The following is a 24,331-nucleotide window of genomic DNA, read 5'->3' on the forward strand; positions in this document are numbered from 1 at the left end:
GGCACGCCCCGTCTCTACAAATAGCCTATCATTATTTATGGCTCCAGTCCCTTGGTGCGGGGACAGGGGCTAGCGGTTTGCGTTCTTTTAATTGTTTCATGACTTCCTCGATAGCACGGTCTAATTGTTGATCCTCACCGTTCCATTCCTTGATGGGGTCGTTATCGATCAAGATATCCGGATCCACACCATGGTTCTCGATAATCCAGTTACCCGTCTTCGGATCATAGCTCGTGAAGAAAGGCACACGGATATCCGTACCGTCCATATAAGGAAGCGGGCCGCTAATACCGATGATACCGCCCCAAGTACGGGTTCCAATCAATTTACCTAAGCCAAGCGCACGGAAGCCCCACGGGAACAAATCGCCATCGGAAGCGGAATACTTATTGATCAAGCAAACTTTCGGGCCGACCTGTACGGCATCCGGCACGGTCCCGATCAAAGAAGAACCCCGGCGCATCGTCAAACGATACGGCTCACGAGACAGACGTTCCAAAATCATCGGGGAGACATTTCCACCGCCATTCGCACGATCATCGATAATCAAACCCTCCTTATCCAATTGCGGATAGAAATAGCGGGAGAACTCATTCAAGCCTTCCGGCCCCATATCCGGGATATAGATATAACCGACCTTACCGTTCGTCGCCTTATCCACCTTCTTGATATTATCTTGGATCCAATTATAGTGATACAAAGAATATTCTTCCGCCAACGGACTGACCACGATCTTACGAGCGCCCGCCAACTGAGGCTTGCTATTCAAAGACAACTCGGTCGGAACGTTCGCCTTCCCGATCAACAACTTATACATATCGTTCACGCTATTCGTAGGTACTCCGTCTATAGCGACGATATACTCTCCGGCCTTCGCCTCAACACCCGGCTCTGTCAATGGAGAACGTAATTCCTTACTCCAAGAAGCCCCCGGCAGGATCTTTTCCAAGCGGAAGAAACCACTCTTATCCCGAGAAACCTCAGCACCTAGCAGACCCATCGATACCCGTTTAGGGCTTTCCACCTCACCGGGATTCACATAAGCATGCCCTACTCCCAGCTCGCCGATCATCTCGCCAATAATATAATTCAAGTCCAAACGTGTTTTCACGTAAGGAAGAAGGGCGGCGTATTTCTCCTTGATCGCCTTCCAATCCTTGCCATGCATATTCTCCAGATAGAAACCATCCCGGAAAGCACGCCAAGCCTCATCGAAGATTTGCGCCCATTCCTTCGTATAGTCTACCATGATCTTCATATTCGCCAGATTAACCGGCTTGCTTAAATCCGCTTTACCCTTCGGTATATCGGTTACGAATAGTTGATCGTCCTTAAAGAAAACAGCTTTCTTGCCAGCCGGATCAACCATCATAGCGGCATCGCTAACGGTTTCCTCTTTCTGTTTCTTCAAGTCAAACATCTTCATGCCGCCTTTCGTGAAATAATACACGTTCGTTCCATCGGAATAAAGATCGTAGTAATTCGATCCCGGCAAGGGGAGCTTAACGATTCGATCCGTAATGCCCTCTATATCAATCTTTACGACCGGAGTAGAAGCCTCATTCTTTGTCTCGTCCTTTTTAGAGGCATCCGCTTTCGCCGGGGTAGATTCAATGGCTACCTCCGCATCCGTTTCCATAAACGGGGAAGCGGTATCCTTAGACAATAACGCCAGATATACGCCACCCATATTATTATACACATGATTCCATTCCGTTTGGCTATACGTAGGATTGAAATCACGGGCGGAAGTGAATACCAGATATTTGCCATCCGTACTGAATACCGGAGAATAAGACTCGTACCATTTATCGGTCACGGGATATTCTTTCTTACCCGCGATATCGTAGACATAGACGATTGAGAAATTATTATCGGACACACGGGAATAAGTCAACCAATTATTATCCGGAGAGAAACTTACGTTGCGGGCTTCACCTAACAGACTTTGTGAGATATTTGTTAGCTGTTTGTTAGATACGTCCAAAAGATTGATACGATTTTTACGATCCGTATAGACAATCTTCTTGGAATCCGGACTCCACTGGAAAGTACGAATATACGTATCGTTATTCTTGGTCAACTGGGTAGGCTCGCCCCCCTCGGAATCTTGGAGATACAGCTCGGTCTCGCCGGTAGCGTCGGAGATATAGGCTATATGTTTTCCGTCCGGCGACCATTGAGCGTCACGTTCGTGCGCTCCCGGAGTACGGGTGATATTTTTCGTAACCCCTTTATCTACCGGGATATTGAAGACCTCGCCACGAGCCGTCACCACCATACGCTCACCTTTTGGGGAGAGGCTGGCACTCGTGATATATTTGGATCCATCCTTGATCTCGCTACGTGCGTAGACATTATCGGAGGCCAGGGTTACGTTCACTTTCTCCGGTTTCTTCGACGCCGCATCCATCTTATAGATATAGCCTCCATTCTCGAAAACGATCGTATTGCCGAAGCTGCTAGGGAATTTCACGTCGTACTCGGTGAAGTTCGTCACCTTACTTGTTTGTTTTGTCTTCGTATTGTAAACGAACAAGTTCATCGTGTAATCCCGATCCGAAAGGAAATAGATCTCATCACCAATCCACATCGGAAAGATATCTTGCGCCTCATTGTTCGTGATATTCTCTACACTTTTCTTCTCCGGATTATACACCCAGATATCATCGGCCATACCGCCCTTATAGTATTTCCATGTACGGAACTCACGCATTACCCGGTTGTAAGCCAATTGTTTTCCGTCGGGCGAATAGCTACAAAAGCCGCCCTCGGGCAAGGGAACCACCTCGGAAAGGCCACCTTCTTTATTTACCGTATATAACTTACCGGAGAACCCATCGCTGATGCGGTTGCGGTAAACAATACCATTACCGTCCGGTGTCCAAGTCATCACGATATTATTCGGGCCCATGCGATCGCCCAGATCGTCACGGCTATTCGTAGCCGTGTAAGTGATACGCAATGGCTCACCGCCGGAAGAGGGCATCGTGTACACTTCCGTGTTACCGTCGTACTGTCCCGTAAAAGCGATCGTCTTACCATCCGGGGAGAAACGGGGAAACATCTCATACCCCACATACGATGTCAATCGCTGTGCCTCACCACCTGTAGCCGGGACCTTATATAAATCGCCAGCATACGAGAATACAATCTCTGAACCATTTGTAGCCGGAAAGCGCATTAATCTCGCCTCATCCGCCGCCATCAACAACGTAGGGATAGCGACAGCCGCCAATGCTGTTAAAATCATTCTTTTCCTCATAACCAATCTTATCTTTTAATCATATCTGTTCTATCCGTTTTTAGTTGGGCCAATAGCGGGTAGGACCTCAAATGTACATAAAAAGATCCAAAATCCAAGTCAAGTCCCTTATATATCCGATCCTAGAAAAAGTTTTAGAATCTCTAATTTATTACTACCTTTGCGCCGGAAATCAAATAATGATACAAATAAGATGAACAAGAAGCTTCTGAACAACTCAAAAAGATGGTATACCCGGGCTTTCTCGGGCAATACGATCGTGCATGTTCATTGGTTCAGCGGTTTTGTCTAAATCCATCCATACTCTTCTTGAGAGGACTTCTTTTTATAGTTCTCTTCTTACACCTACATCTAGGTCTTAATTGCACTCAAGTTTAACTTCTGCGGAAAAGAGGAAGTATTCGTATGCTTCGTTTCCGGAGAAAAGATGTCTTGCGCATCTCAAAATACAATATGCTTATGTTTATCATTCTAGGTCTATTAGGTCTGGGGATAAGCGTCGGTTATTTATGCCGACACGTCCCCGCTTTCAAGGGATTGGAACATTCCATCTCTTATACGATTTTCGCAATGTTGTTCATATTTGGTATTACCATAGGAGCCAACCAATCTTTGCTGAATAATATTGGTGAGTTTGGAATACAAGCAGCCATACTTGCTATTTGCGGAGTATTGGGAAGTCTGGTAGCATCTTTTATCGCTTATAAATTATTTATCAAGAAAGGAGGTCTCAATGAAAAATAACCTAATCGTTATCTTATGTTTCACAGCGGGAATCTTTTGCGGAACCTTCGCCAACACGACTATCTCCACGTATTGCGAAAAACTACCGCAATTCTTGCTATACGCCCTCGTTATCCAAGTAGGATTGAATCTGGGAGCAAACGCCGAATTAGGAAAGATGGTAAAGGATATCCGGTTTTCCAGTTTGTTACTGCCGTTCTTTACGATCATCGGCACGTTAGTATTCTCTGCGGCGGCAAGTTTGTTATTGACCTCGTGGAATATATATGATTGTATGGCTGTAGGAAGCGGATTCGCCTATTATTCCTTATCCTCCTTGCTTATCGTACAACTGAAAGAGGCGTCGGCAGGGATAGAGATCGCTTCGCAACTTGGGGCTATCGCGTTATTGGCTAATATCATCCGGGAAATGTTAGCTTTATTCGGGGCACCGCTGTATGCCTCTTTCTTTGGTAAATTCGCTCCGGTATCCGTGGCGGGGATTAATTCCATGGATGTCTGCCTTCCGGTTATCAGCCGGTATTCCGGAAAGAATATCGTACCTGTGGCTATTATTCACGGGATTATCCTCGAGATCAGCGTGCCGTTGCTTATCTCGCTCTTTTGCAAGTAGAAGCAGGATTTATCCTCGATACCCGCGCTATAGACACAAAAGAGGATGCGTACATTATATCGACGCATCCTCTTGTTCCTTTATCCGTACTTCCTCCTCACGGAGGTACTTACGGACCTCTTAATTTATTACTTTAGTATTAATATTAATCCAACTCCCGCCTGTTCATCCGTCACGGATTACTTGGATCGATACCCGCACGGGAATTGTATGATTATCTTATTTTGTTAAATTCTTATTTAACGATAGCCTTAACAGCTTCCTCACCATCAACAGCCACTGCTACGATACCGGCAGGCACGGAGATTGTAGCGTTATCGGAAGTAAGAACGGTCTCAGCGATTACCTTACCCAAGATATTCGTGATAACTACAGACTTACCAGCTGCGCCTTGAACGGTTACGGTACCGTTACCTGCGATTACGGATACACCTTCAGTAGCGATCTCATCGTTAGAAGTAACGAATTCATCATCTTCTGTCATGCGTTGTACATTGAATACCAAGGCACCGTCACCGCTAGTCTTAGCATTATCAAACTTAGCGTTCTCATCTGTGATTACCAAGCAACCATTATGCATCTTCAACCAAGCAACATTCTCTTTCGGAGCAATTGCTTCATCTTTATTGCCATAAACAGTTGTATACTGATCATCATAAACCGTTTGTCCATTAACTTTCGCTGAACCATAAACATTAGACTCAAACAAGAAAGAGTTATCTGCACCTTCTTCTGTTACATTTCCAGCCTTGTCAGGATTTACATAACGGAAAGACCAAGTTACGTTCTTATGTTTATCACCTGTCAAGTTCACAATGAAATGTTCAATTTTTGCTTTTTTATAGTTAGCGATGATTTCAGCCGTATCCAAATCAGCCGGAGCCATCTTCTCGAAACCATTTGTCAATACATACAAGCTGTCACCCATGTGAATAGCCTCAACGAAACCAACGCGAGTATAGCTGCTATTAACACTTGAGTTAGTACTTAATTTATACGGATTAGCAACCTTTCTTTCATCATAGACCTTCGCTGAATCAGAGAAGTTTACCAAATATTTACCATAGTGGTAGCCAGCGTGAGCAGGAGTAGCGTGTGAGCAGTGAGCAGCATCAACCTTATTACCAGCATTATCATAGTGATTATGCGCATAAGTACAAGGTACACCCGGAGTTCCCGGTACATCTACGTGAGCCGCAGAGATCAAATATTGAGGTTTGATATTACCTGCGCCACGATTTACCCAAGCCGTATCGATATGGAAGAACAATTTACCATTAGCTTTATCCTTATTCCAGATACCAGCGTAGTTAACCACCTTGTCTTGCAAGTTCTTGTTCCACTCATCCATCAAGTACTCACCACGTACGCTCTCTACGAATGCCAAGCTATCGCAAGCGTCTGTAGCGCTCTCACCCAATGCTACGTTGTTGAAACGACGGTATAATGGAGAGTCATCTGTTACCACAGCGAAAGCGGATGTACGAAGTTCACGATTATTGCCTTGATTGAACTTATCATCTGTAGAACCTTGTAATAAGTCCAGAGTATTATCATCAACAGAAACTTTTACACCATTCGTATATTCATCAGATGAATAAGTAATTATAGATTCTGCCGCACCAACAGAAGCACGAGCCTTTACTTCTGAATTATCTTTTACGATGAAGAATTCTTTATTATCTTTATCATAAACTTTTACTATTTCAGCTTCAACTAACGCATAATAGTGCTTACCGTCCACACAGTTGTTTTCTTTTAAGAAGAACGGAGTTTTAGTATCCTTCTTCATCATATACTTTTTAGCAACATCATCGTAAGACAAATAGCTCTCGCCATTCTTAACATAGTAAACATTTCTTACCAAGCTATCGCCAACACCATAGTTATCATTCTTAACCACGATCTCCAAACGGAAGTTAGTCTTATCACCGTTCTCGTTTACACGAACGATAGAATCCTTACCAGCCGGAGTATACAAATATTTATCTAATGCCAAACCATGTAAATAATTGAATACATATGTCTGAACCTTAGCGGAATCCTCTGTCAAGTATCTGTAACCAACCTTTAAGTTATTAGCGTCTTTAACAGGGATAAAACTCAAAGTATCAGCAACACCGTTATTATAGAAGAATACATCTTTGCTATCTTTTACAGCATACAGCTGAACAGTTTTCTTATTCAGACCTACAGCATTATCAGACAAATCGTTGAACTCACGGTTCTGGATCGTAATAGAAGCAGTAGAAGCTGTACCATTCTTTGTAATAACCCACTGAGCTGCCGGAATATGGTTGAAATCTTGGCGATCTGCTTGTTTTGCCCAACCAAAATTACCAGCCAAGTTAGCCAATGCATAAGCGTTGTTTTGTTCCGGTTTATTACCGCCAGTAGATTTATATTGAATCATATAAACACCGTCTGCCAAAGTTGTTTGAGTCAAACCCGTGAAGTTTGTACCAAGTTTGATAACTGTTTTCTGAACATCCTTAACAGCAACAAGAGCACCAGCAGTAGTACCATCTGTTTCATCTGTATTAACAGTCAATACATTCGTACCGGCCAAACGAGCCATGTAAATGTATTTATCAATAGCTGCTGTTTGAGTTCCCTTAGCAGAAGCTGTGTTATCAGAAAGTACCCAATTAGAGTTGTTGTTCTCCTCTTTCACCCATTTAGCGAAATCCTCATCAGATACACCGCCGTTTTTAGTAATCTTATAAACAGCCTTCTGAACTTGAGCATACAGCTCATCTCTCTGAGCGTTATAAGTGAACTTAAATTTATAAGAACCCTCATTACGGCCATCAGCGTTTAGTTCATCACAAGCAAACTTCAAGAACTTGCTAGTCTCTGTTCCGTCATAATAAGCGGTATCAACTACAACATATGCTTTCTTGTCACCAATCTTTTGGTCTTTAGCTTGCAATGTTACCCAATAGCCTCCATTTTGAGTATCAAATTCCTGATCCCCTGCATGTAAAGCTGTAGCAGTTAAAACATTCTTATTATTCCCTGAAGTCTCCGGATTCATCGTTAAGCCAAAGAACATTTTAGCGATAGCTGCATTATTGCCCTTTACTGAATGTAATAAAGTATTCAATGCGTCACTATCCAAAGAAATACTTGCAGGAATATTTGCTTGGTCAGAAGACAAAGCTATAGCAGCAGTAGAGATTGCACTTTTCTTTGCTTTCTCCAAATAAAGTTTGCTACCTGACTGAGCTATATAAACAACATTCTCACCATCAATATAAGAAACCAAGATATCCTTTCCACCCACTGTCTCAACAACCCACTCAGAAGCACTTCCTCCTAAAGCCAATGGAGCAGCACTAGCGATCTTTTGAGACTTGTTATTGTCATCCACAGCGATAGCTGTAGCAGGATCTACAGACAATGTTAAACCGGTAGCCTTATTTACGAAAGAATAAAGAGTTCTTCCTAAAGAAGTCTTCACGTTAGAGACAGTCCATGTTGCTGGATTCAACTCTTTTAAATCAGAAAGAGTTGTAGGATCAAAGCTCAATGCACCATAATTATTCTCTGTATTTACAGATAAGTAATTTGATGATGCACCCAACAAAGTAGCCTCGCCCTTCTTAGCGTTTATGCTAGCTCCCGCAGAGAATGCAGTCGCCAACATAGCACTAGCTAAAAGCGTAGTAATCTTTTTGTTCATAAATCAAAAATTTAATATTAATAATAGTGTTAATTAAAGTCCATCCCACCGTTTAGCACCCTTGTTTTTCTCGAAAACGACTAGTCTAAACGATCGTTTAGATCTTGCGTTTTTTAGACGCTTGAGCGGGAGGTTCGTTGAAGGAATCGCTTGTTTGGTAAATGATAACCTATCCTATTGATAAGAAAGAGGATAAGTGAAAAAAAAATAGCTCGGAAGGGTTGCAAGTATCGAAGAAACGCGTACCTTTGCAAATGACTAAAAGAATCGATCGTTTAGACTAGCCGTTTCTATCTATTATATAATGTACGCATGTACATTATATATGGTATCCATCCATAACCGCATAATAAATACAAAATACAAACATTCACATGCAATCATTGCAAATACTACAAACGTATAATCCAAGGCTTGTCAAGCCATAAGCTTACGAGTTGAGAAGTGATTAGTTATTCACTTGGAGAACTTTATGCTAGCGGCTTAGTCTATTATTTAATGTTATCTTTATACGTGAAAAGAATAAGTCAACCATACCAAATTTGATCTCTTAAAAAGTACAATAAGCCTAATATTTAAAGATTGTTATTTATATTTCTGATAATCAGCGTATAATAAGAATTGATCAAAATGGGAGCCGATTACTATCCATAGTATTTTGCACTACTATTAATACTAATCGTACTTTCTATAAATAGTAAAGCTGACTACCATGAATCTGCTTTTTAAGAAATATACAATAAACAGGATGTGCGATACGAAAATAAACCTTACCTTTGGAGCAGTAATCACCTAAAACCATTTAACTATGGCACAATACGTAGACATCATGACTGATGCTGGATTTAAGGCTGTCTTCCAAGACAAGCAAGTTACCATCAAGTTCCTTAACGCCGCCCTAGCCGGCGAACGACAGATCAAGGACATCACCTACCTCGACAAGGAGATCAAGCCCGAGATTGTCGAGAACCGTACCATCATATTCGACCTGCTCTGCGAGGACGTGTCCGGGGCCAAGTTCATCCTAGAGATGCAGAATTGTCCCCAGTACTATTTCTTTAACAGAGGTTTTTATTATCTTTGTCGCATGGTGGCCCGGCAAGGACAAATCGGCAAGCAATGGCAATATCGGTTGCTACCCATCTACGGAGTCTATTTCTTGAATTTCAAGTTGCCGGAGTTCACAGACTTCCGTACGGATGTTGTCCTCGCTAACGAGAGGACGGGAAAGGTGTTCAATGAGATCAAGATGAAGCAGATCTACATATCGTTCCCGTTATTCAGTTTAAGCAAGGAGGAGTGCAAGAGCTCCTTCGAACGTTGGATTTATACATTGAAGAATATGAACCTATTTGAACAATCTCCCTTCAAGGAGGAACAGGAGACCTTCCTTCGCTTGCTGGACGTGGCGAACGTCAACTCACTCAGCGAAAAAGAACGTGCGATCTACGAGGAAAACCTAAAGAATTATCGGGATTGGTATGCGACCATCGATTACGCACAAACGGAAGGGATTGAAAAAGGCATGCAGGAAGGGATGCAAAAAGGAATGCAGAAAGGAATCGAGAAAGGAATCGAGAAAGGCCGTCAAGAGGAAAAACTCCAGATAGCCCAAAAGATGAAGGAGCAAGGACTTGACTCCGAACTTATCGCCCAATGCTCCGGACTTTCTGTTGAAGACATTGAGCGACTATAACCCGAATCAACCGATTCGATTCAATTCGATCCGGGCCGCTTCCATCCACTATCCGGAGGAAACGGCCCGGATTACTTTCGTACATTCACGATACCTAGAAAGCGTAATTAAAATCCAACGGAATAAAGAAACTGACGATTGTTCCGCTCCCCATCCCCTTCTCCTTGCTTTGGACCGAATATGTGATCTTCTCTTTATTTCTCCTATTCAACAATAGGATCGTACGGTAAAGGACTTTCGTTCCCATCCCCGTACCGTTATGTCCCGCATTCGTAAACAGACGATACCCGGGTCCATTATCCTCTATACGGATATGGATGCCTTTCCCGTCGCGCTCCACGAAAACAGATAATCGCTTCTCGCCCTCGATCGCACACAAGCCATGTTTCACGGCATTCTCTACGGGTATCTGGATCAGCATGGCCGGGAGATAGATTGCGTCCGTGTCAAGGGAGGGATCGAGATTCCATTCCAGACGGAAGTCCGGCCCTAATCCTTGCGCCTGCAAATTCAAGTAAGTCCGGACAAAGCGTAATTCTTCCTCCAACGTGATACTAAGCTTTTCCGTGATCTCCAAACTACTACGTAACAACTCCACCAATCCGGAAAGTTGCGTACGGCGGGAACTTCCTTCTTCCTCCGAGCTAATCTCCCGGTTCAATATATTGAATATAAAATGAGGGGATACACGGTTGCGAATACTCTCCATCTTTAACTTCGTCACCTGATCGATATGGCTTAACCATTGGGCATGCCGTTTACGTTTCATAAAGTAATAAGCCATGCCGCTGACGATCGACAAGATCGCAAAAAGCAAGATCCAAACCCAACGGCTCATTTCCAAGTATTCCATCCGGCCGGCCTGTTGTTTAATAATAGCCTCCCGCTTGAGTAAAGTCGTATCTTGGCTATAACGCATATCGATCTCGGTGACACGCATCTGGGTCCGTTCGCTACGAATATTGTTCTCAATGACGCTATTCTTCATTTGGTACTCATAGGCACGCCTAAAATCGCCCGTGGTAGCGAAATAATTCTGCAAGTTCTTATTACGGATCGCTACCATCTTGGGATCTATGCCTACCGTATCCGTGTAACTCCTCAACAATTGATAAGCCAGCCCGGAGTTCCCCTCTTTTAAGGCTAGCGAAGCCTTCAAGGTCGTCAAATGGTACAAGGCTGTCTTATTATTATAGGTATGGAAGTACCTAAACCCTTTTTCCAGATAAAAACGAGCGGAATCCAACTGATCCAGACATAGATAGATCTCCCCTAAATTGATCTCGCATACGTTAGTATAGAAATCCATATGAGTAGGACGTACCACCTCACGGGCTTTCAAGAACCAAGGAAGCGCCTTCGCATACTCTTCCTTGTAATAATAGTAATTTCCCCGGCTATTGCAAAAGGTGAATTTCTCGCTCAAGTTACGAGAATCCAGTTCTTTCTCCGCCAAACGGTAAAAGTGATCGGATAAGTCAAAGTCCCTCAATTCCATATACGTCTCGCCCAAACCAAAATAAATAGGAAAGGACATCCGATCCATAATACCCAATGAATCACTCACGAAAAGAGCTTGGCGAAAGTAGCGGGCTCGCTGATCGTAAGCTCCTTTCCGGGTATATATATCCGCTATATTGATATAAATATCCGGGATTTTATGCTCCATCTCACTCTGCCGGATCTCTTGATACGCCTCGGAATAGCAAAGGAGGGCCGAATCCGTTTTATCCAAAAATGAATAATAATTGCCAACCGTATTTTTCAACGTCCCTAAGAGTCCATGTATCTTGGGAGACATCGGTACACGGTCGCAATAATCTATAATTGACCGATGTAAAACAAACCCGGAATCATATACACTATTTGCAAAATAAATCTGGCTTTTAACCGCAAGTAATTTATAATATTTATCGCTATCTTTAGTTAGACTTAAAGCTTCATCCAATGCGGAATGAGCATATCGAGGATTCCGGTAAATCGAATCCATAGCCATATGTTCCAAAGAGTCAATCCGCAGGTTATCAGAAAAAGCAAATGTTTTTTCCGGTAGCTTTCCACAAGAAAACAGAAACACAAAATGAAATAGCAATAATAAAATGGACATAAAAGTCATACACACCCTATATTTCGTCATCATCTTGGCGGTTTTAAAGTTCATATGCAAAAATATTTAAAAATTTAATCTACGCAATTATTTCTCCTAATAAATATCGAAAATCGATTACATTTGTAAATCTAAAATAGAGTACACATGAAAAACTTGATGATTCCTGCGCTGGCGTTATTTTTATCGGCGGCGGCGCAAGCAGACGACAGTCCGTTATGGATGCGTTACTGTGCGATCTCCCCGGACGGGCAGACGATCGCGTTTTCTTACCAAGGGGATATCTACACGGTCCCTTCTTCCGGAGGAAAAGCCCGGCAGTTGACAACACATCCGGCGCATGATACCCGTCCGGTCTGGTCGCCCGACGGACAGAGAATAGCCTTCGCCTCCAACCGTAGCGGCAACTTCGATGTATTTCTCATGAACAAGGAGGGAGGGGAACCCAAGCGGCTCAGCACCCACTCCACAAACGAATATCCCACTACCTTTAAAGATAACGGACACATCTTGTATCTGGCCAACGTATTGCAAGACGCCAAGGATATCCAATTCCCCGGCACCCGCTTTATGCAAGTCTATGAGATAAGCACGGACGGAGGAAGGCCGGATTTATATTCTTCGTTATACATGGAAAATATAGCCCTCAGCAAAGATGGCAGTAAATTATTATACAATGACTACAAAGGTTACGAGGACCCTTGGCGCAAGCATCATCAATCTTCTATCACCCGTGATATCTGGTTATGTACGCTTGGAAAAGATCGCTCTTTCCAGAAAGTAACCACTTTTGGCGGTGAGGATCGTAATCCTGTATGGGCCGCGGATGGGGCGTCTTTCTATTACCTAAGCGAGGAGAAAGGAAGCTTTAACATCTTCAAGAAGGATTTGGCAGGCAACAACGAGAAACAAATCACGACGCATACCACCCACCCCGTGCGTTTCCTTACCTCCGATAATTCCGGGACTCTATGCTATAGTTACGACGGCGAGATCTATACCGTTAAGGAAGGCCAGAAACCTGCCAAGGTGAATATCCAGATCGTCGCGGATAAGATCGAGAACGACGTGATCCATCGTCTTCTGACCGATGGAGCTACGGATATCGCCGTCTCCCCGAATGGAAAAGAGGTAGCGTTTATCACTCGTGGCGATGTTTACGTAACTTCTATTGAATACGAGACGACTCGTCAAATCACGAACACGCCGCAACAAGAGCGCAATATAGATTTCAGCCCCGACGGACGTTCATTGGTATATTCCGCCGAACGGGAAGGAACATGGGGGATCTACGAAAGTAAACTTACACGTGACGAAGATAAGCAATTCACGTACGCCCCGGAATTGAAAGAGGAGCCTCTTGTCGTCTCCGGACAAACCTCGTTCCAACCCTTATACTCTCCGGATGGTAACGAGGTGGCTTTCCTTGAGAACCGCACCACCTTACGTGTTATCAACCGAAAGACCAAGCAGGTCCGCACCGTATTGGACGGGAAATACCTCTATTCGTATAGCGATGGAGACCAGCATTTTCAATGGTCGCCAGACAGCAAATGGTTCTTGGTAGATTACATCTCCGTCGGAGGATGGAACAACACGGATATCGCCCTCGTGAAAGCGGACGGTAGCGGCGAGGTAACGAACCTGACGGAAAGCGGTTATTCGGATGGCGACGCGAAATGGGTATTAGACGGTAAGGCCATGATCTGGTCCTCCGACCGTGCCGGTTTCCGCAGCCACGGTAGCTGGGGTGCTGAGCGGGATGTGTACATCATGTTCTTCGACGGTGAGGCTTACGATAAATTCCGCCTCAGTAAAGAAGAACTGGCCTTGGTAGAAGCGGATGAAAACAAAGATAAGGACGAGGATAAGACATCCGATAAAGATTCCGATAAGAAAAAAGAGGATAAGGATAAGCCTGTAGTCCCCTTGAAGTTTGATTTGGAGAACCGCAAGGACCGGATTATTCGCCTGACCGCTAATTCATCCTCATTGGGAGACGCCGTACTCGCCCCGAAAGGAGATAAACTATATTATTGCGCCGCTTTCGAGAAAGGCTTTGATTTATGGGAACACGACTTGAAGGAAAAGTCCACTAAATTACTGCTCAAGAATGTCGGTCGAGGCACTCTATTCGCCGATAAGAAAGTAGAGAACCTTTATCTTACCGCCGGCGGTAAACTGAAAAAGATAGAGTTGAAGGATAGCAAGGAAAAACCGATCGCTTTCAAGGCCGAGTTCGCTTATCGTCCGGCAGAGGAGCGTGCTTATATCTTCCACCACGCTTGGCGTCAAGTCTTGGATAAGTTCTATGATCCGACACTCCGGGGCATGGATTGGAAAGGGTATGAGACCGCTTACGCCCGTTTCCTTCCGCATATCAACAACAATTTTGATTTCCAAGAGATGCTTTCCGAGCTATTGGGCGAGTTGAACGGCTCCCATACGGGCGCTCGTTACAATCCGGGACTAACCGGGCCGGAAACCGCCAGCCTAGGCGCTTTCTTCGATAACGCATACACGGGCGACGGATTGAAGATCGAGGAAATCATCGCCAAGGGCCCGCTGACATTGGCCGACAGCCAGATAAAGAAAGGCTGTATCATCGAGAAGATAGACGGAACACCGATAAAGAAAGACGCCGATTATTATCCACTGCTAAGCGGTAAAGTCGGTAAGAAAGTAATGCTTTCTGTCTATGATCCTACCAGCAAACAGCGTTTCGAGGAACAGGTAAAAGCGATCAGTAACGGAGAGCAATCGAACCTCCTTTATAAAAGATGGATCGAGAATTGCCAAGAAACCGTAGATAAATTATCGAACGGGCAAATCGGATATGTACATGTAAGAGGTATGAACAGCGAGAGTTTCCGCGAGGTCTATTCCGCCTTATTAGGCCGTTGCCGGAATAAGAAAGCCGTGATCGTGGATACCCGCCATAACGGAGGTGGCTGGTTGCATGATGATCTGGCTACCTTATTGAGCGGCAAGGAGTATCAGCGCTTCGAGCCTCGCGGACAATACATCGGTAGCGATCCTTACAATAAGTGGACCAAACCGTCCTGTGTCTTGATGTGCGAGGATAATTATTCGAACGCTCATGGTTTCCCTTGGGTTTATAAGACCTTAGGTATCGGCAAGCTGATCGGCGCCCCGGTTCCGGGAACCATGACAGCCGTATGGTGGGAAACGCAAATCGATCCGACCTTGGTGTTCGGTATCCCGCAAGTAGGCGTGAAAGATATGCAAGGCAATTATCTGGAAAACCAACAATTGCAACCGGATGTCGAGGTGTACAATACTCCCGAGGCGCAGCTCTCCGGCGAGGACACGCAATTAAAAAGAGCGGTAGAAGTGATGCTGCAAACTGTAAAATAGCTTTTCTAGGCCTCGGAAATGACTTTTCAACCTTGTAAAATGCCTTCCGAGGCCTCGGAAATGACTTTTCAACCTTGTAAAATGCTTTCCGAGGCCTAGAAATGACCTTTCAACCTTGTAAAATGCCTTCCGAGGCCTCAGAAACGACTTTTCAACCTTGTAAAATGCCTTCCGAGGCCTCGGAAATGACTTTTCAACCTTGCAAGGTGGTTTCCGAGATCTCGGAAGCCTCTTTCACTCACATCGAACAGAAGAAAGATACGAAAAACGGAACCGTGAAGTCCACCAAGATCCCGTGAAAGATAGAGACAAAGACCAAATCCTTTCCGCAATAACGGGTGATGATCGGCAATGTCGTATCCATCGTAGTAGCTCCTCCCGCGCAGATCGGAGATAGCCTTCCGAAATATCTAACGAACAACGGAGCGCCCAGCAAGGCGAATATCTCACGGATAATATTAGCGATCAAGGCGATCGTTCCTAACTCCGCCGCCAATTGCGCCCCCAGCGTCGGTTCTTTTAGCTCTGTTATCAAGATGGAGGATAATGAATAATAGGCGAAACCGCTTCCGACCGCCAAACAATCGAACACACTCCATTTGGTAAGAGCAAGGCTGATCAGGGCCGAGAAGCTCAACGTCCCGATAATAGTAGCCAGAGGCACCAATAAGAGTTTCGGCCGTATACTCGATAAAATATCTTTCAGTTTCTTATCGCTTCCTATGCTAATCCCTACTTGAAACATCAAGAGGTAAAGTACATAAACCGTTATATCATTCTCGATAATGACCCCGGGCAGATAACCGCTCCATCCCAGCAAGCACCCCAAGGCAAAGAAGCCCACGACGATCAAACTCCCTTTCATCCCCGGCTCCTTTCCTTAAAAAAGAAATGATAAACTCCCCACGCCGCCAAGACGCTACCCAACGTACCGGCCGAAGCAATCAACAAGGCTTGCCCGCCCAACGTCGTAAGATTATTCACGATAGACTCATTAGCCCCTACCGAAATTCCCAGCAGGAACAAAAGAAGAAGAATCGTATAAGAAATAGGCTTACCGATCTTTTGCAGCAATTCTACTTTACGAAAGAAATACCCGACGGCAATGCCGCAGAACATGATTCCGATTACTGTAAACATCCTTTTGTAGTTTTTGCCGCGAAGTTAACAGAAACTCACAGTACCACAAAGCGGTTACTTCTTCGTTTTCTTGAATTTCACGGGAATCTGCATACCTCCGGCGTCGGCCATTCCCTCTAACTTATTTCCTTTCTGGGTCATAGTTAAGTCTACAGGCGTTCCATCCACATAAAAAGAGCTGGTATAGGTATCTCCTTTCGCCTTGATATCATTTATCTCCAAGGTACTACCTTGTATATTCACTTTAGCGGTCAACTTGCCGTTCTCTTGCTTTATCTGAAAACTTCCATCTTGATATCCATACGGAGCGTCGGGGGCAGAGAAGGACCAATCGCCTACGAGCTTACTGAGATCTGCGGCTTTATCCTGTGCCGAGATCGTGATACAAAACAAAAGGCATAAAAGGGTGGTAAAGGCTTTCTTCATGTTCGTTCCCATAATCTTATGAATTAAATGAGTAATAGATTTAAATAACGTTCCAAATGTAGTGATTAATTTTCGATCTTCCGAGATATGTTCTAATATACGAGCATCAAATTCTTTCCCCAAAGGGGGTAATGCCTCGGCCTCATGAGATACGAACCAAGCCTTATAGGGTAATAAGTCGGGAGGTACCACCGCTGAGGAGAAAAACTGGCGTAATTCCCGCTCTTCCTCCACGGATGTGGCGCATTCCCAATATTTATCCAGCAACTTATTTATTCGTTGATAGTCCATACACGATCCATAAACAGATTACCTTACCGCATACCGCTCCATCCTTTCCTTATTTCCGGAATACGTTTCCCTCAATGCCAGATTACGCGCTACCATCATGCAATAGGAAGGTAAGTTCTCAATGACAATCCAGCTATCCCGGTCTTCCCAAACCTTAAGCAGGGCTTCCTGAACGATCTGCTCAGACTTCTCCACGTCTCCGGTAATCCGGAAAACAACCCGGAAAAGGTTATTCTTCAGCGGCAATATCTTTGTCGTAAATTCGTTTGTTCCCATACTTTTTTATCTATAAGACGAGCCAAGCCCGAAAAAGGTTGCAGATTTTAAAAGGAAATTTCCAATATTCCCCCAAAGCCATTATCTTTGTGACAGATGATTGATAATTCGCTTATTACAAACTAAATCAATAATAACAGTGAAAAGAACGATCTTATTTTTTCAGGCCGCTCTTGCCTGCCTGCTGGTAGGATGCAAGCAAGCGCCGGAGTCGCCGCGACTACAAGATGAGGTGAGGTATGTAGACCCATTCATCGGAACCGGGTTCCATGGACACACATTCCCCGGAGCTACCCGTCCGTACGCGATGGTACAACTAAGCCCGGATACCCATATCTTGGGATGGGACGCGAGCAGCGGTTACCATTATGATGATGACCATATCTACGGGTTCAGCCACACGCATCTTTCTGGTACGGGTATCGGTGATCTGGGTGACGTAGCTTTATTACCTTTCTCCGGTGGAGATTCCATCAAACCGGTAGCTACCTTCAAGAAAGACACTGAGAAAGCGACACCGGGGTATTATGCCGTACGCTTGGATAACTTTGGCATCAACGTGGAATTGACTTCTACGGATCGTGTAGGTTTCCACAAATATACATACGACAATCCCAAAGAACGTCGTGTCCTGCTTGACTTAGGGCATATCCTTCAACCGAACTGGGGACATAAGCTGATCGGTAACCAATATTTACTTGTAAACGACTCCACGGTGGAAGGAACCGTGAAGACACAAGGTTGGGCGCATTTCCATTCTATGTCATATCGGATTACTTTCTCGGAACCGATCGAGACCGTATACCAATACATCGGAGGGAAATTACGTAAAGACTCCTTGTTCTTACGCCTAAATACGGCAGAAGATTTGAAGTTCCATTACAAATTCGCAGAAAAGGCACAACCGCTTTATGTAAAAGTAGCCTTATCCGTAGTCGATCCGGAAGGCGCCGAGAAGAATCTCGAGGCAGAATTGCCCGGATGGGATTTCGATAAGACCCGTGAGGAATCAACGCATATTTGGAACGAGGCGTTAAACTTGATCCAGATCGAGGCAGATCCGAAAGTCATGGTCAATTTCTATACGGCGCTCTACCATACCATGATCGCCCCCTTCGCTTATCAAGACGTGGACGGGCGTTATCTGGGCATGGACAAGAAAGTGCATACCGCCGAACCGGGTTACGTAAATTATTCCGTATTCTCCTTATGGGATACGTTCCGTGCGCTTCATCCGTTAATGACAATCATTAATCCGGACTTAGCGACTGATTGGGGTAAGGTACTCGTGCAAGGTTATAAAGAAGGTGGAATATTACCCAAATGGCCTTTAGCCTCTAGTTATACAGGTTGTATGGTAGGATATCCGGCCGTCTCGGTCCTCGCCGACCTTGTAGCGAAAGATTTAGCGGAAGGTGATATGAGCACGTGGACGGAAGCCGGCGTACGTTCTTCCGTTTACCGTGAGGATCTTGCCGAGAAGTTCAAAGGAACCCGTGAGCTGGATCTGATCACGATGCATCCTTACTATAAGGAGAAATATGGTTTCGTCCCCGCCGACTCTGTTCCTGAATCCGTATCGTGGGGATTGGAGATGGCATACGAGGATTGGTGTATCTCCCAAATCGCCAAGAAGGCAGGTAATATAGAGTTGGCGAATGAGTATGCCAAGAAAGCCGAATACTACAAACGCTATTTAGATCCCGAGACGAAAATGATGCGTCCGGTAATGGGCGACGGTTCTTTCCGTACTCCATTCAACCCTCGCTATTCTTCGCATATGAAAAGCGACTATACCGAAGGGAATGCCTTTCAATGGAGTTTCTTCGCACCACATGATATGGATAACTTCATCGCCGCTATCGGTGGCAAGAAAGAGCTGGAAATACGTTTAGACACCCTGTTCACCACCTCTTCCCAGATTGACGGGGCGGAAGCCTCCGGAGATATTACCGGATTGATCGGCCAATACGCTCATGGAAACGAGCCGAGCCACCATATGGCCTATCTTTATAACTGGACAGATTCTCCATGGAAAGGGCAAGGGTATTTAGATTATATCATGCAGAATTTCTACACGAATGAACCGGATGGTATCATCGGTAATGAGGATTGCGGACAGATGTCTGCTTGGTATGTCATGAGCGCCCTAGGTTTCTATCAGGTAAGTCCGGGTATTCCGGTTTACACATTGGGCCGTCCGATGGTAAATAAGGCTTCTATGCACGTAAAAGGCGGTATTTTCGAGATCGTGGCGACCAACAATAGTCCCGCCAATAAATACGTTAAAGAAGTCAAGCTAAACGGTAAAGTCCTAGAGACTCCTTTCATCAGCCACTCCGATATCATAAATGGAGGTAAGCTTGAGTTTATCATGACCGATCAACCGGTAAAATAAATTCATATAAAGAAACATAAAAACAAAGGGCGAATCAGTACACAGGTTCGCCCTTTATCTTATATTTGCCCTCAAACGATTAAATTGAAAAGCTATGTTACTCACAACAACTAACACGATCGAAGGAAAAGAAATTACCCAGTACTTCGGAATCGTATCCGGTGAAACGATCATCGGAGCGAATGTATTCAAAGATTTCTTCGCAGGCATCCGGGATATTGTCGGAGGACGTGCAGGTTCTTACGAGAGTGTCTTACGCGAAGCGAAAGAAACGGCCTTGAAAGAAATGAGCGATCATGCGGCACGAATGGGCGCAAACGCTGTAATCGCCGTAGATCTAGATTATGAGACCGTAGGAGGAAGCGGAAGCATGCTGATGGTTACCGCCGCCGGGACAGCCGTACGCTACCAATAATCCCCAAAATGAAATACTTTGGAGCCGGATTAAGCGAATCACATAAAGAACTAAACCGCATTATCCGTAAACCGGAATTAATAGAGCAAACCAAGGAGCTCTTTCTTGAGATTCATGGAAAATTACACCTCTCTGTGGTGTCTGGTAATGAGAGAAACGAGGTCGATGAGCTAGTCGGAGATTTAAGAGAGGATGAATATGCCATTATGCCTACAGCGAAAGATGAAACCATCGCTTGGGTATTATGGCATATCAGCAGAATTGAGGATCTGACCATGAATATATTAGTTAACGGGGAAAAGCAGATCTTCAATGAAGACTGGCAAACCCGAATGAATTCCCCTATCAGAGACACAGGAAATGCCTTATCTGATAACCAGATTATTCAGCTAAGCAAAAGTCTACGTATTCAAGAACTCTTAGAATACAGGAATGAAGTAGGACGAAAAAGCAGAGAAATCATCCGAACCTTATCTCCCGATGATATACGTCGCAAAATCCCAACTCAAAGGATAAGCCGGATATTAGAAGAAGGTGGTATCACAAATCATGAAGATTCGATTTGGTTGCTTGATTTCTGGGCTAAAAAAGATATAGCTGGTATTTTATTAATGCCTCCTACCAGACATGTCATGTTACATCTAAATGACTGTTGTAAATGGAAGCTAGCAATAAGAGGCAGACATCATTGAAAATTAAACGGCTGGTGTATATAACAAAAAAAGGAGTCAACCCTTTCGGACTGACTCCTCTCTCTTCCGGCTTTCGCCTTTCTCAAGACGGCGGCTACCTACTCTTCCACTGTTACGCAGTACCATCGGCGTGACGAGGCTTAACTTCTCTGTTCGGAATGGGAAGAGGTGGATCCCTCGTGCTATAGCCACCTTAATTTCATTATCAAGATTTTGACCGGACATCAATCCGAAGAGACCAGCTTCGCCTTATCGTCTTAAAATATATCAACCCTCACGTGAGGAAAGTCCCGGGCTATTAGTACCACTCGGCTCGGACGTCGCCGCCCTTACACCTGTGGCCTATCAAGGTCATCGTCTATAACCACCCTTCAGGGAGATCTAATCTTGAGGCCGGCTTCGTACTTAGATGCTTTCAGCACTTATCCGATCCGTACTTAGATACCCGGCGGTGCCCCTGGCGGGACAACCGGTAAACCAGTGGTACGTCCGACACGGTCCTCTCGTACTAGTGTCAGAGCCCCTCAAATCTCCTGCGCCCACGATAGATAGAGACCGAACTGTCTCACGACGTTCTGAACCCAGCTCGCGTGCCACTTTAATGGGCGAACAGCCCAACCCTTGGGACCTTCTCCAGCCCCAGGATGTGACGAGCCGACATCGAGGTGCCAAACCATTCCGTCGATATGAGCTCTTGGGAATGATCAGCCTGTTATCCCCGGAGTACCTTTTATCCTTTGAGCGATGGCCCTTCCATGCGGAACCACCGGATCACTATGCTCTAGTTTCCTACCTGATCGAGTTGTATCTCTCCCAGTCAAGCGCCCTTATGCCATTACACTCTGCGACCGGTTACCAATCGGTCTGAGGGCACCTTTAGAAGCCTCCGTTACGCTTTTGGAGGCGACCACCCCAGTCAAACTACCCACCATACAGTGTCCTCCTGCCTAGGAGTTAGAACTCAAACAACCGAAGGGCCGTATTTCAACGGCGGCTCCAAGGATACTGGCGTACCCCCTTCAAAGCCTCCGGCCTATCCTACACATCGTCTGCCCAAATTCAATGTAAAGCTATAGTAAAGGTTCACGGGGTCTTTTCGTCCCATCGCGGGTAATCGGCATCTTCACCGATACTACAATTTCACCGAGCTCACGGTTGAGACAGTGTCCAGATCATTACACCATTCGTGCAGGTCGGAACTTACCCGACAAGGAATTTCGCTACCTTAGGACCGTTATAGTTACGGCCGCCGTTTACTGGGGCTTCAATTCAACGCTTCTCTCGCGATGACATCTCCTCTTAACCTTCCAGCACCGGGCAGGTGTCAGGCTGTATACGTCATGTTTCCATTTAGCACAGCCATGTGTTTTTGTTAAACAGTTGCCTGGACCTATTCTCTGCGCCTCGCCTTACGACGAGGACCCTTTATCCCGAAGTTACAGGGTCAATTTGCCTAGTTCCTTAACCGTGAGTCACTCGAGCGCCTCAGTATTCTCAACCCGACCACGTGTGTCCGTTTACGGTACGGGTGCCGCATGGATAAGTTTAGCGGATTTTCTTGGGAGCATGGTTACGTCCATATTACGTTGCGCAAGCGCTCCGTATACTCTCAGGTTCGACTCTCCCCGCGGATTTGCCTACGGGAATCAATATCTACACCCTTCAACCGGCTATTCCGTCAGCCGGCAGGACTGTCACTTCTCCGTCTCCACGTCACTCCATGAGGCAGTATGGGAATATTAACCCATTCTTCCATCGGCGTCGCCGTTCGGCTTTGCCTTAGGTCCCGACTCACCCTGATCCGATTAGCGTTGATCAGGAAACCTTGGTCTTTCGGCGGGGGGGTTTCTCGCCCCCCTTATCGTTACTCATACCTACATTTGCTTTTCCATGCGCTCCAACAAGGGTCATCCCTCATCTTCGACGCCGCATGGAATGCTCCCCTACCATGTCTTACGACATCCACGGCTTCGGCAGATCGTTTATGCCCGATTATTATCCACGCCAGATCGCTCGACTAGTGAGCTGTTACGCACTCTTTAAATGAATGGCTGCTTCCAAGCCAACATCCTAGCTGTCTCTGCGATCCGACCTCGTTAGTTCAACTCAACGATCATTTGGGGGCCTTAGCCGGTGGTCTGGATTCTTCTCCTCTCGGACACGGACCTTAGCACCCGCGCCCTCACTCCCTGTAAATATATATCGCGCATTCGGAGTTTATCTGGACTTGATAGGCGGTGAAGCCCTCGCATCCAATCAGTCGCTCTACCTCACGATATACTATAAAGAGGCTGCACCTAAATGCATTTCGGGGAGTACGAGCTATCTCCGAGTTTGATTAGCCTTTCACCCCTACCCTCAGCTCATTGGAAAGCTTTTCAACGCTTACCCATCCGGTCCTCCAGTTGGTGTTACCCAACCTTCAACCTGGCCAAGGGTAGATCACTCGGTTTCGCGTCTACCCCCCCCGACTGGCCGCCCTCTTCAGACTCGCTTTCGCTTCGGCTCCGTACCTTAGGTACTTAACCTTGCCGGGGAAGGTAACTCGTAGGTTCATTATGCAAAAGGCACGCCGTCACATATTGCTATGCTCCGACCGCTTGTAGGCAGACGGGTTCAGGGTCTATTTCACTCCCCTGCTCGGGGTTCTTTTCACCTTTCCCTCACGGTACTGGTTCGCTATCGGTCTCTCGGGAGTATTTAGCCTTACGGGATGGGCCCCGCTGTTTCACGCAAGATTTCTCGTGCCCCGCGCTACTCAGGATGCCACTAGGCTTCAATCGTCAGTCGTGTACGGGGTTTTCACCCTCTATGACCGCCTTTTCCAAGGCGTTCCACTTGACTCTATCTTGCCACGTCGTGGTCCTACAACCCCCGTGTCGCCTAGACGACATGGGTTTGGGCTCTTCCGTGTTCGCTCGCCACTACTTACGGAATCATTGTTTATTTTCTCCTCCTATGGGTACTTAGATGTTTCAGTTCCCCACGTTCGCCTCCCTTACGGGATGGCAGGCCTTCAGCCTGCCGGGTTGCCCCATTCGGATATCCCGGGATCAAGGGCTATTTGCGCCTCCCCCGGGCTTTTCGCAGCTTATCACGTCCTTCGTCGCCTCCGAGAGCCAAGGCATCCACCGTCTGCCCTTGCTTACTTTCTCTCACCTCGTACATACGTACGGGTTGATATATCTTAAGCTCGCTCTACTTG

The 24,331-nt window shown here is 45.6% G+C and carries 14 protein-coding genes and 2 rRNA genes; 7 read left to right on the plus strand and 9 right to left on the minus strand.

Annotated elements, in window-relative coordinates:
* Positions 1-31: 31 nt before the first annotated feature.
* Positions 32-3,265 (minus strand): S41 family peptidase, encoded by a 3,234-nt coding sequence (locus ACYIA1_RS14555; protein WP_413639898.1) that lies wholly within the window; start codon positions 3,263-3,265, stop codon positions 32-34.
* 459 nt (positions 3,266-3,724) lie between these two features.
* Here ACYIA1_RS14555 and ACYIA1_RS14560 point away from each other — a divergent pair, with 459 nt between their 5' ends.
* Both ACYIA1_RS14560 and ACYIA1_RS14565 read left to right on the plus strand, forming a co-directional pair.
* A complete protein-coding gene (locus ACYIA1_RS14560) occupies positions 3,725-4,009 on the plus strand; it encodes a LysO family transporter (protein ID WP_172718840.1) in 285 nt (94 codons plus the stop codon).
* Positions 3,999-4,622, plus strand: a complete 624-nt coding sequence (locus tag ACYIA1_RS14565; RefSeq protein WP_005860926.1) for a LysO family transporter — start codon at positions 3,999-4,001, stop codon at positions 4,620-4,622. The genes ACYIA1_RS14560 and ACYIA1_RS14565 overlap by 11 nt, the downstream gene beginning before the upstream one ends.
* 235 nt (positions 4,623-4,857) lie before the next feature.
* On the opposite strand, the gene ACYIA1_RS14570 is transcribed toward ACYIA1_RS14565, so the two are convergent.
* A complete protein-coding gene (locus tag ACYIA1_RS14570; protein WP_211738535.1) occupies positions 4,858-8,307 on the minus strand; it encodes a DUF6383 domain-containing protein in 3,450 nt (1,149 codons plus the stop codon).
* 808 nt (positions 8,308-9,115) lie between these two features.
* Between ACYIA1_RS14570 and ACYIA1_RS14575 the strand changes: the two genes are divergently transcribed.
* Positions 9,116-10,003, plus strand: a complete 888-nt coding sequence (locus tag ACYIA1_RS14575) for an Rpn family recombination-promoting nuclease/putative transposase (RefSeq protein ID WP_121960974.1) — start codon at positions 9,116-9,118, stop codon at positions 10,001-10,003.
* 94 nt (positions 10,004-10,097) lie between these two features.
* Here the strand turns inward: ACYIA1_RS14575 and ACYIA1_RS14580 are convergent, their stop codons facing one another.
* Positions 10,098-12,164 (minus strand): histidine kinase, encoded by a 2,067-nt coding sequence (locus ACYIA1_RS14580; protein WP_211738537.1) that lies wholly within the window; start codon positions 12,162-12,164, stop codon positions 10,098-10,100.
* 93 nt (positions 12,165-12,257) lie between these two features.
* Between ACYIA1_RS14580 and ACYIA1_RS14585 the strand changes: the two genes are divergently transcribed.
* On the plus strand, positions 12,258-15,488 hold the full coding sequence (locus ACYIA1_RS14585) for a S41 family peptidase (RefSeq protein ID WP_480335650.1): 3,231 nt from the start codon (positions 12,258-12,260) through the stop codon (positions 15,486-15,488).
* Positions 15,489-15,726: 238 nt separating this feature from the next.
* Here ACYIA1_RS14585 and ACYIA1_RS14590 read toward each other — a convergent pair whose 3' ends face one another.
* The 4 genes from ACYIA1_RS14590 to ACYIA1_RS14605 are packed head-to-tail and all read right to left on the minus strand — an operon-like array spanning position 15,727 to position 17,621.
* Positions 15,727-16,353 (minus strand): LysO family transporter, encoded by a 627-nt coding sequence (locus ACYIA1_RS14590; RefSeq protein ID WP_005866516.1) that lies wholly within the window; start codon positions 16,351-16,353, stop codon positions 15,727-15,729.
* A complete protein-coding gene (locus ACYIA1_RS14595; RefSeq protein WP_005860915.1) occupies positions 16,350-16,628 on the minus strand; it encodes a LysO family transporter in 279 nt (92 codons plus the stop codon). Before ACYIA1_RS14595 ends, ACYIA1_RS14590 begins: the two co-directional genes overlap by 4 nt.
* Before the next feature lie 54 nt (positions 16,629-16,682).
* Positions 16,683-17,345: a hypothetical protein gene (locus ACYIA1_RS14600; RefSeq protein WP_034532144.1), complete on the minus strand. Its 663-nt coding sequence runs from the start codon at positions 17,343-17,345 to the stop codon at positions 16,683-16,685.
* 18 nt (positions 17,346-17,363) lie between these two features.
* The gene (locus ACYIA1_RS14605) at positions 17,364-17,621 is read right to left on the minus strand and encodes an RNA polymerase sigma factor (protein WP_044546140.1); all 258 of its coding nucleotides are present in this window, start codon (positions 17,619-17,621) and stop codon (positions 17,364-17,366) included.
* 139 nt (positions 17,622-17,760) lie between these two features.
* On the opposite strand from ACYIA1_RS14605, the gene ACYIA1_RS14610 reads away from it, so the two are divergent.
* The 3 genes from ACYIA1_RS14610 (at position 17,761) to ACYIA1_RS14620 (ending at position 21,126) form a co-directional block, all read left to right on the plus strand.
* On the plus strand, positions 17,761-20,019 hold the full coding sequence (locus ACYIA1_RS14610) for a GH92 family glycosyl hydrolase (RefSeq protein WP_217775724.1): 2,259 nt from the start codon (positions 17,761-17,763) through the stop codon (positions 20,017-20,019).
* A gap of 94 nt (positions 20,020-20,113) precedes the next feature.
* Complete coding sequence (locus tag ACYIA1_RS14615) at positions 20,114-20,434, plus strand: YbjQ family protein (RefSeq protein ID WP_005860908.1); 321 nt, start codon at positions 20,114-20,116, stop codon at positions 20,432-20,434.
* Positions 20,435-20,442: 8 nt separating this feature from the next.
* Entirely contained in the window at positions 20,443-21,126 is a 684-nt protein-coding gene (locus ACYIA1_RS14620) for a DinB family protein (RefSeq protein ID WP_005866506.1), read from the plus strand.
* Positions 21,127-21,211: 85 nt separating this feature from the next.
* Here the strand turns inward: ACYIA1_RS14620 and rrf are convergent.
* Together rrf and ACYIA1_RS14630 are read right to left on the minus strand one after the other, a co-directional pair.
* Positions 21,212-21,322 (minus strand): 5S ribosomal RNA (gene rrf / locus ACYIA1_RS14625).
* 83 nt (positions 21,323-21,405) lie between these two features.
* Positions 21,406-24,281, minus strand: a 23S ribosomal RNA gene (locus ACYIA1_RS14630).
* Positions 24,282-24,331 lie beyond the last annotated feature (50 nt).

This window comes from Parabacteroides sp. KHUB-02 (genome assembly GCF_056640955.1).

Bases quoted from the DNA above. Each gene is read 5' to 3' on its own strand.
- ACYIA1_RS14555 (WP_413639898.1), bottom strand. From the start codon at position 3,265: ATGAGGAAAAGAATGATTTTAACAGCATTGGCGGCTGTCGCTATCCCT.
- ACYIA1_RS14560 (WP_172718840.1), top strand. From the start codon at position 3,725: ATGTTTATCATTCTAGGTCTATTAGGTCTGGGGATAAGCGTCGGTTAT.
- ACYIA1_RS14565 (WP_005860926.1), top strand. From the start codon at position 3,999: ATGAAAAATAACCTAATCGTTATCTTATGTTTCACAGCGGGAATCTTT.
- ACYIA1_RS14570 (WP_211738535.1), bottom strand. From the start codon at position 8,307: ATGAACAAAAAGATTACTACGCTTTTAGCTAGTGCTATGTTGGCGACT.
- ACYIA1_RS14575 (WP_121960974.1), top strand. From the start codon at position 9,116: ATGGCACAATACGTAGACATCATGACTGATGCTGGATTTAAGGCTGTC.
- ACYIA1_RS14580 (WP_211738537.1), bottom strand. From the start codon at position 12,164: ATGAACTTTAAAACCGCCAAGATGATGACGAAATATAGGGTGTGTATG.
- ACYIA1_RS14585 (WP_480335650.1), top strand. From the start codon at position 12,258: ATGAAAAACTTGATGATTCCTGCGCTGGCGTTATTTTTATCGGCGGCG.
- ACYIA1_RS14590 (WP_005866516.1), bottom strand. From the start codon at position 16,353: ATGAAAGGGAGTTTGATCGTCGTGGGCTTCTTTGCCTTGGGGTGCTTG.
- ACYIA1_RS14595 (WP_005860915.1), bottom strand. From the start codon at position 16,628: ATGTTTACAGTAATCGGAATCATGTTCTGCGGCATTGCCGTCGGGTAT.
- ACYIA1_RS14600 (WP_034532144.1), bottom strand. From the start codon at position 17,345: ATGGACTATCAACGAATAAATAAGTTGCTGGATAAATATTGGGAATGC.
- ACYIA1_RS14605 (WP_044546140.1), bottom strand. From the start codon at position 17,621: ATGGGAACAAACGAATTTACGACAAAGATATTGCCGCTGAAGAATAAC.
- ACYIA1_RS14615 (WP_005860908.1), top strand. From the start codon at position 20,114: ATGTTACTCACAACAACTAACACGATCGAAGGAAAAGAAATTACCCAG.
- ACYIA1_RS14620 (WP_005866506.1), top strand. From the start codon at position 20,443: ATGAAATACTTTGGAGCCGGATTAAGCGAATCACATAAAGAACTAAAC.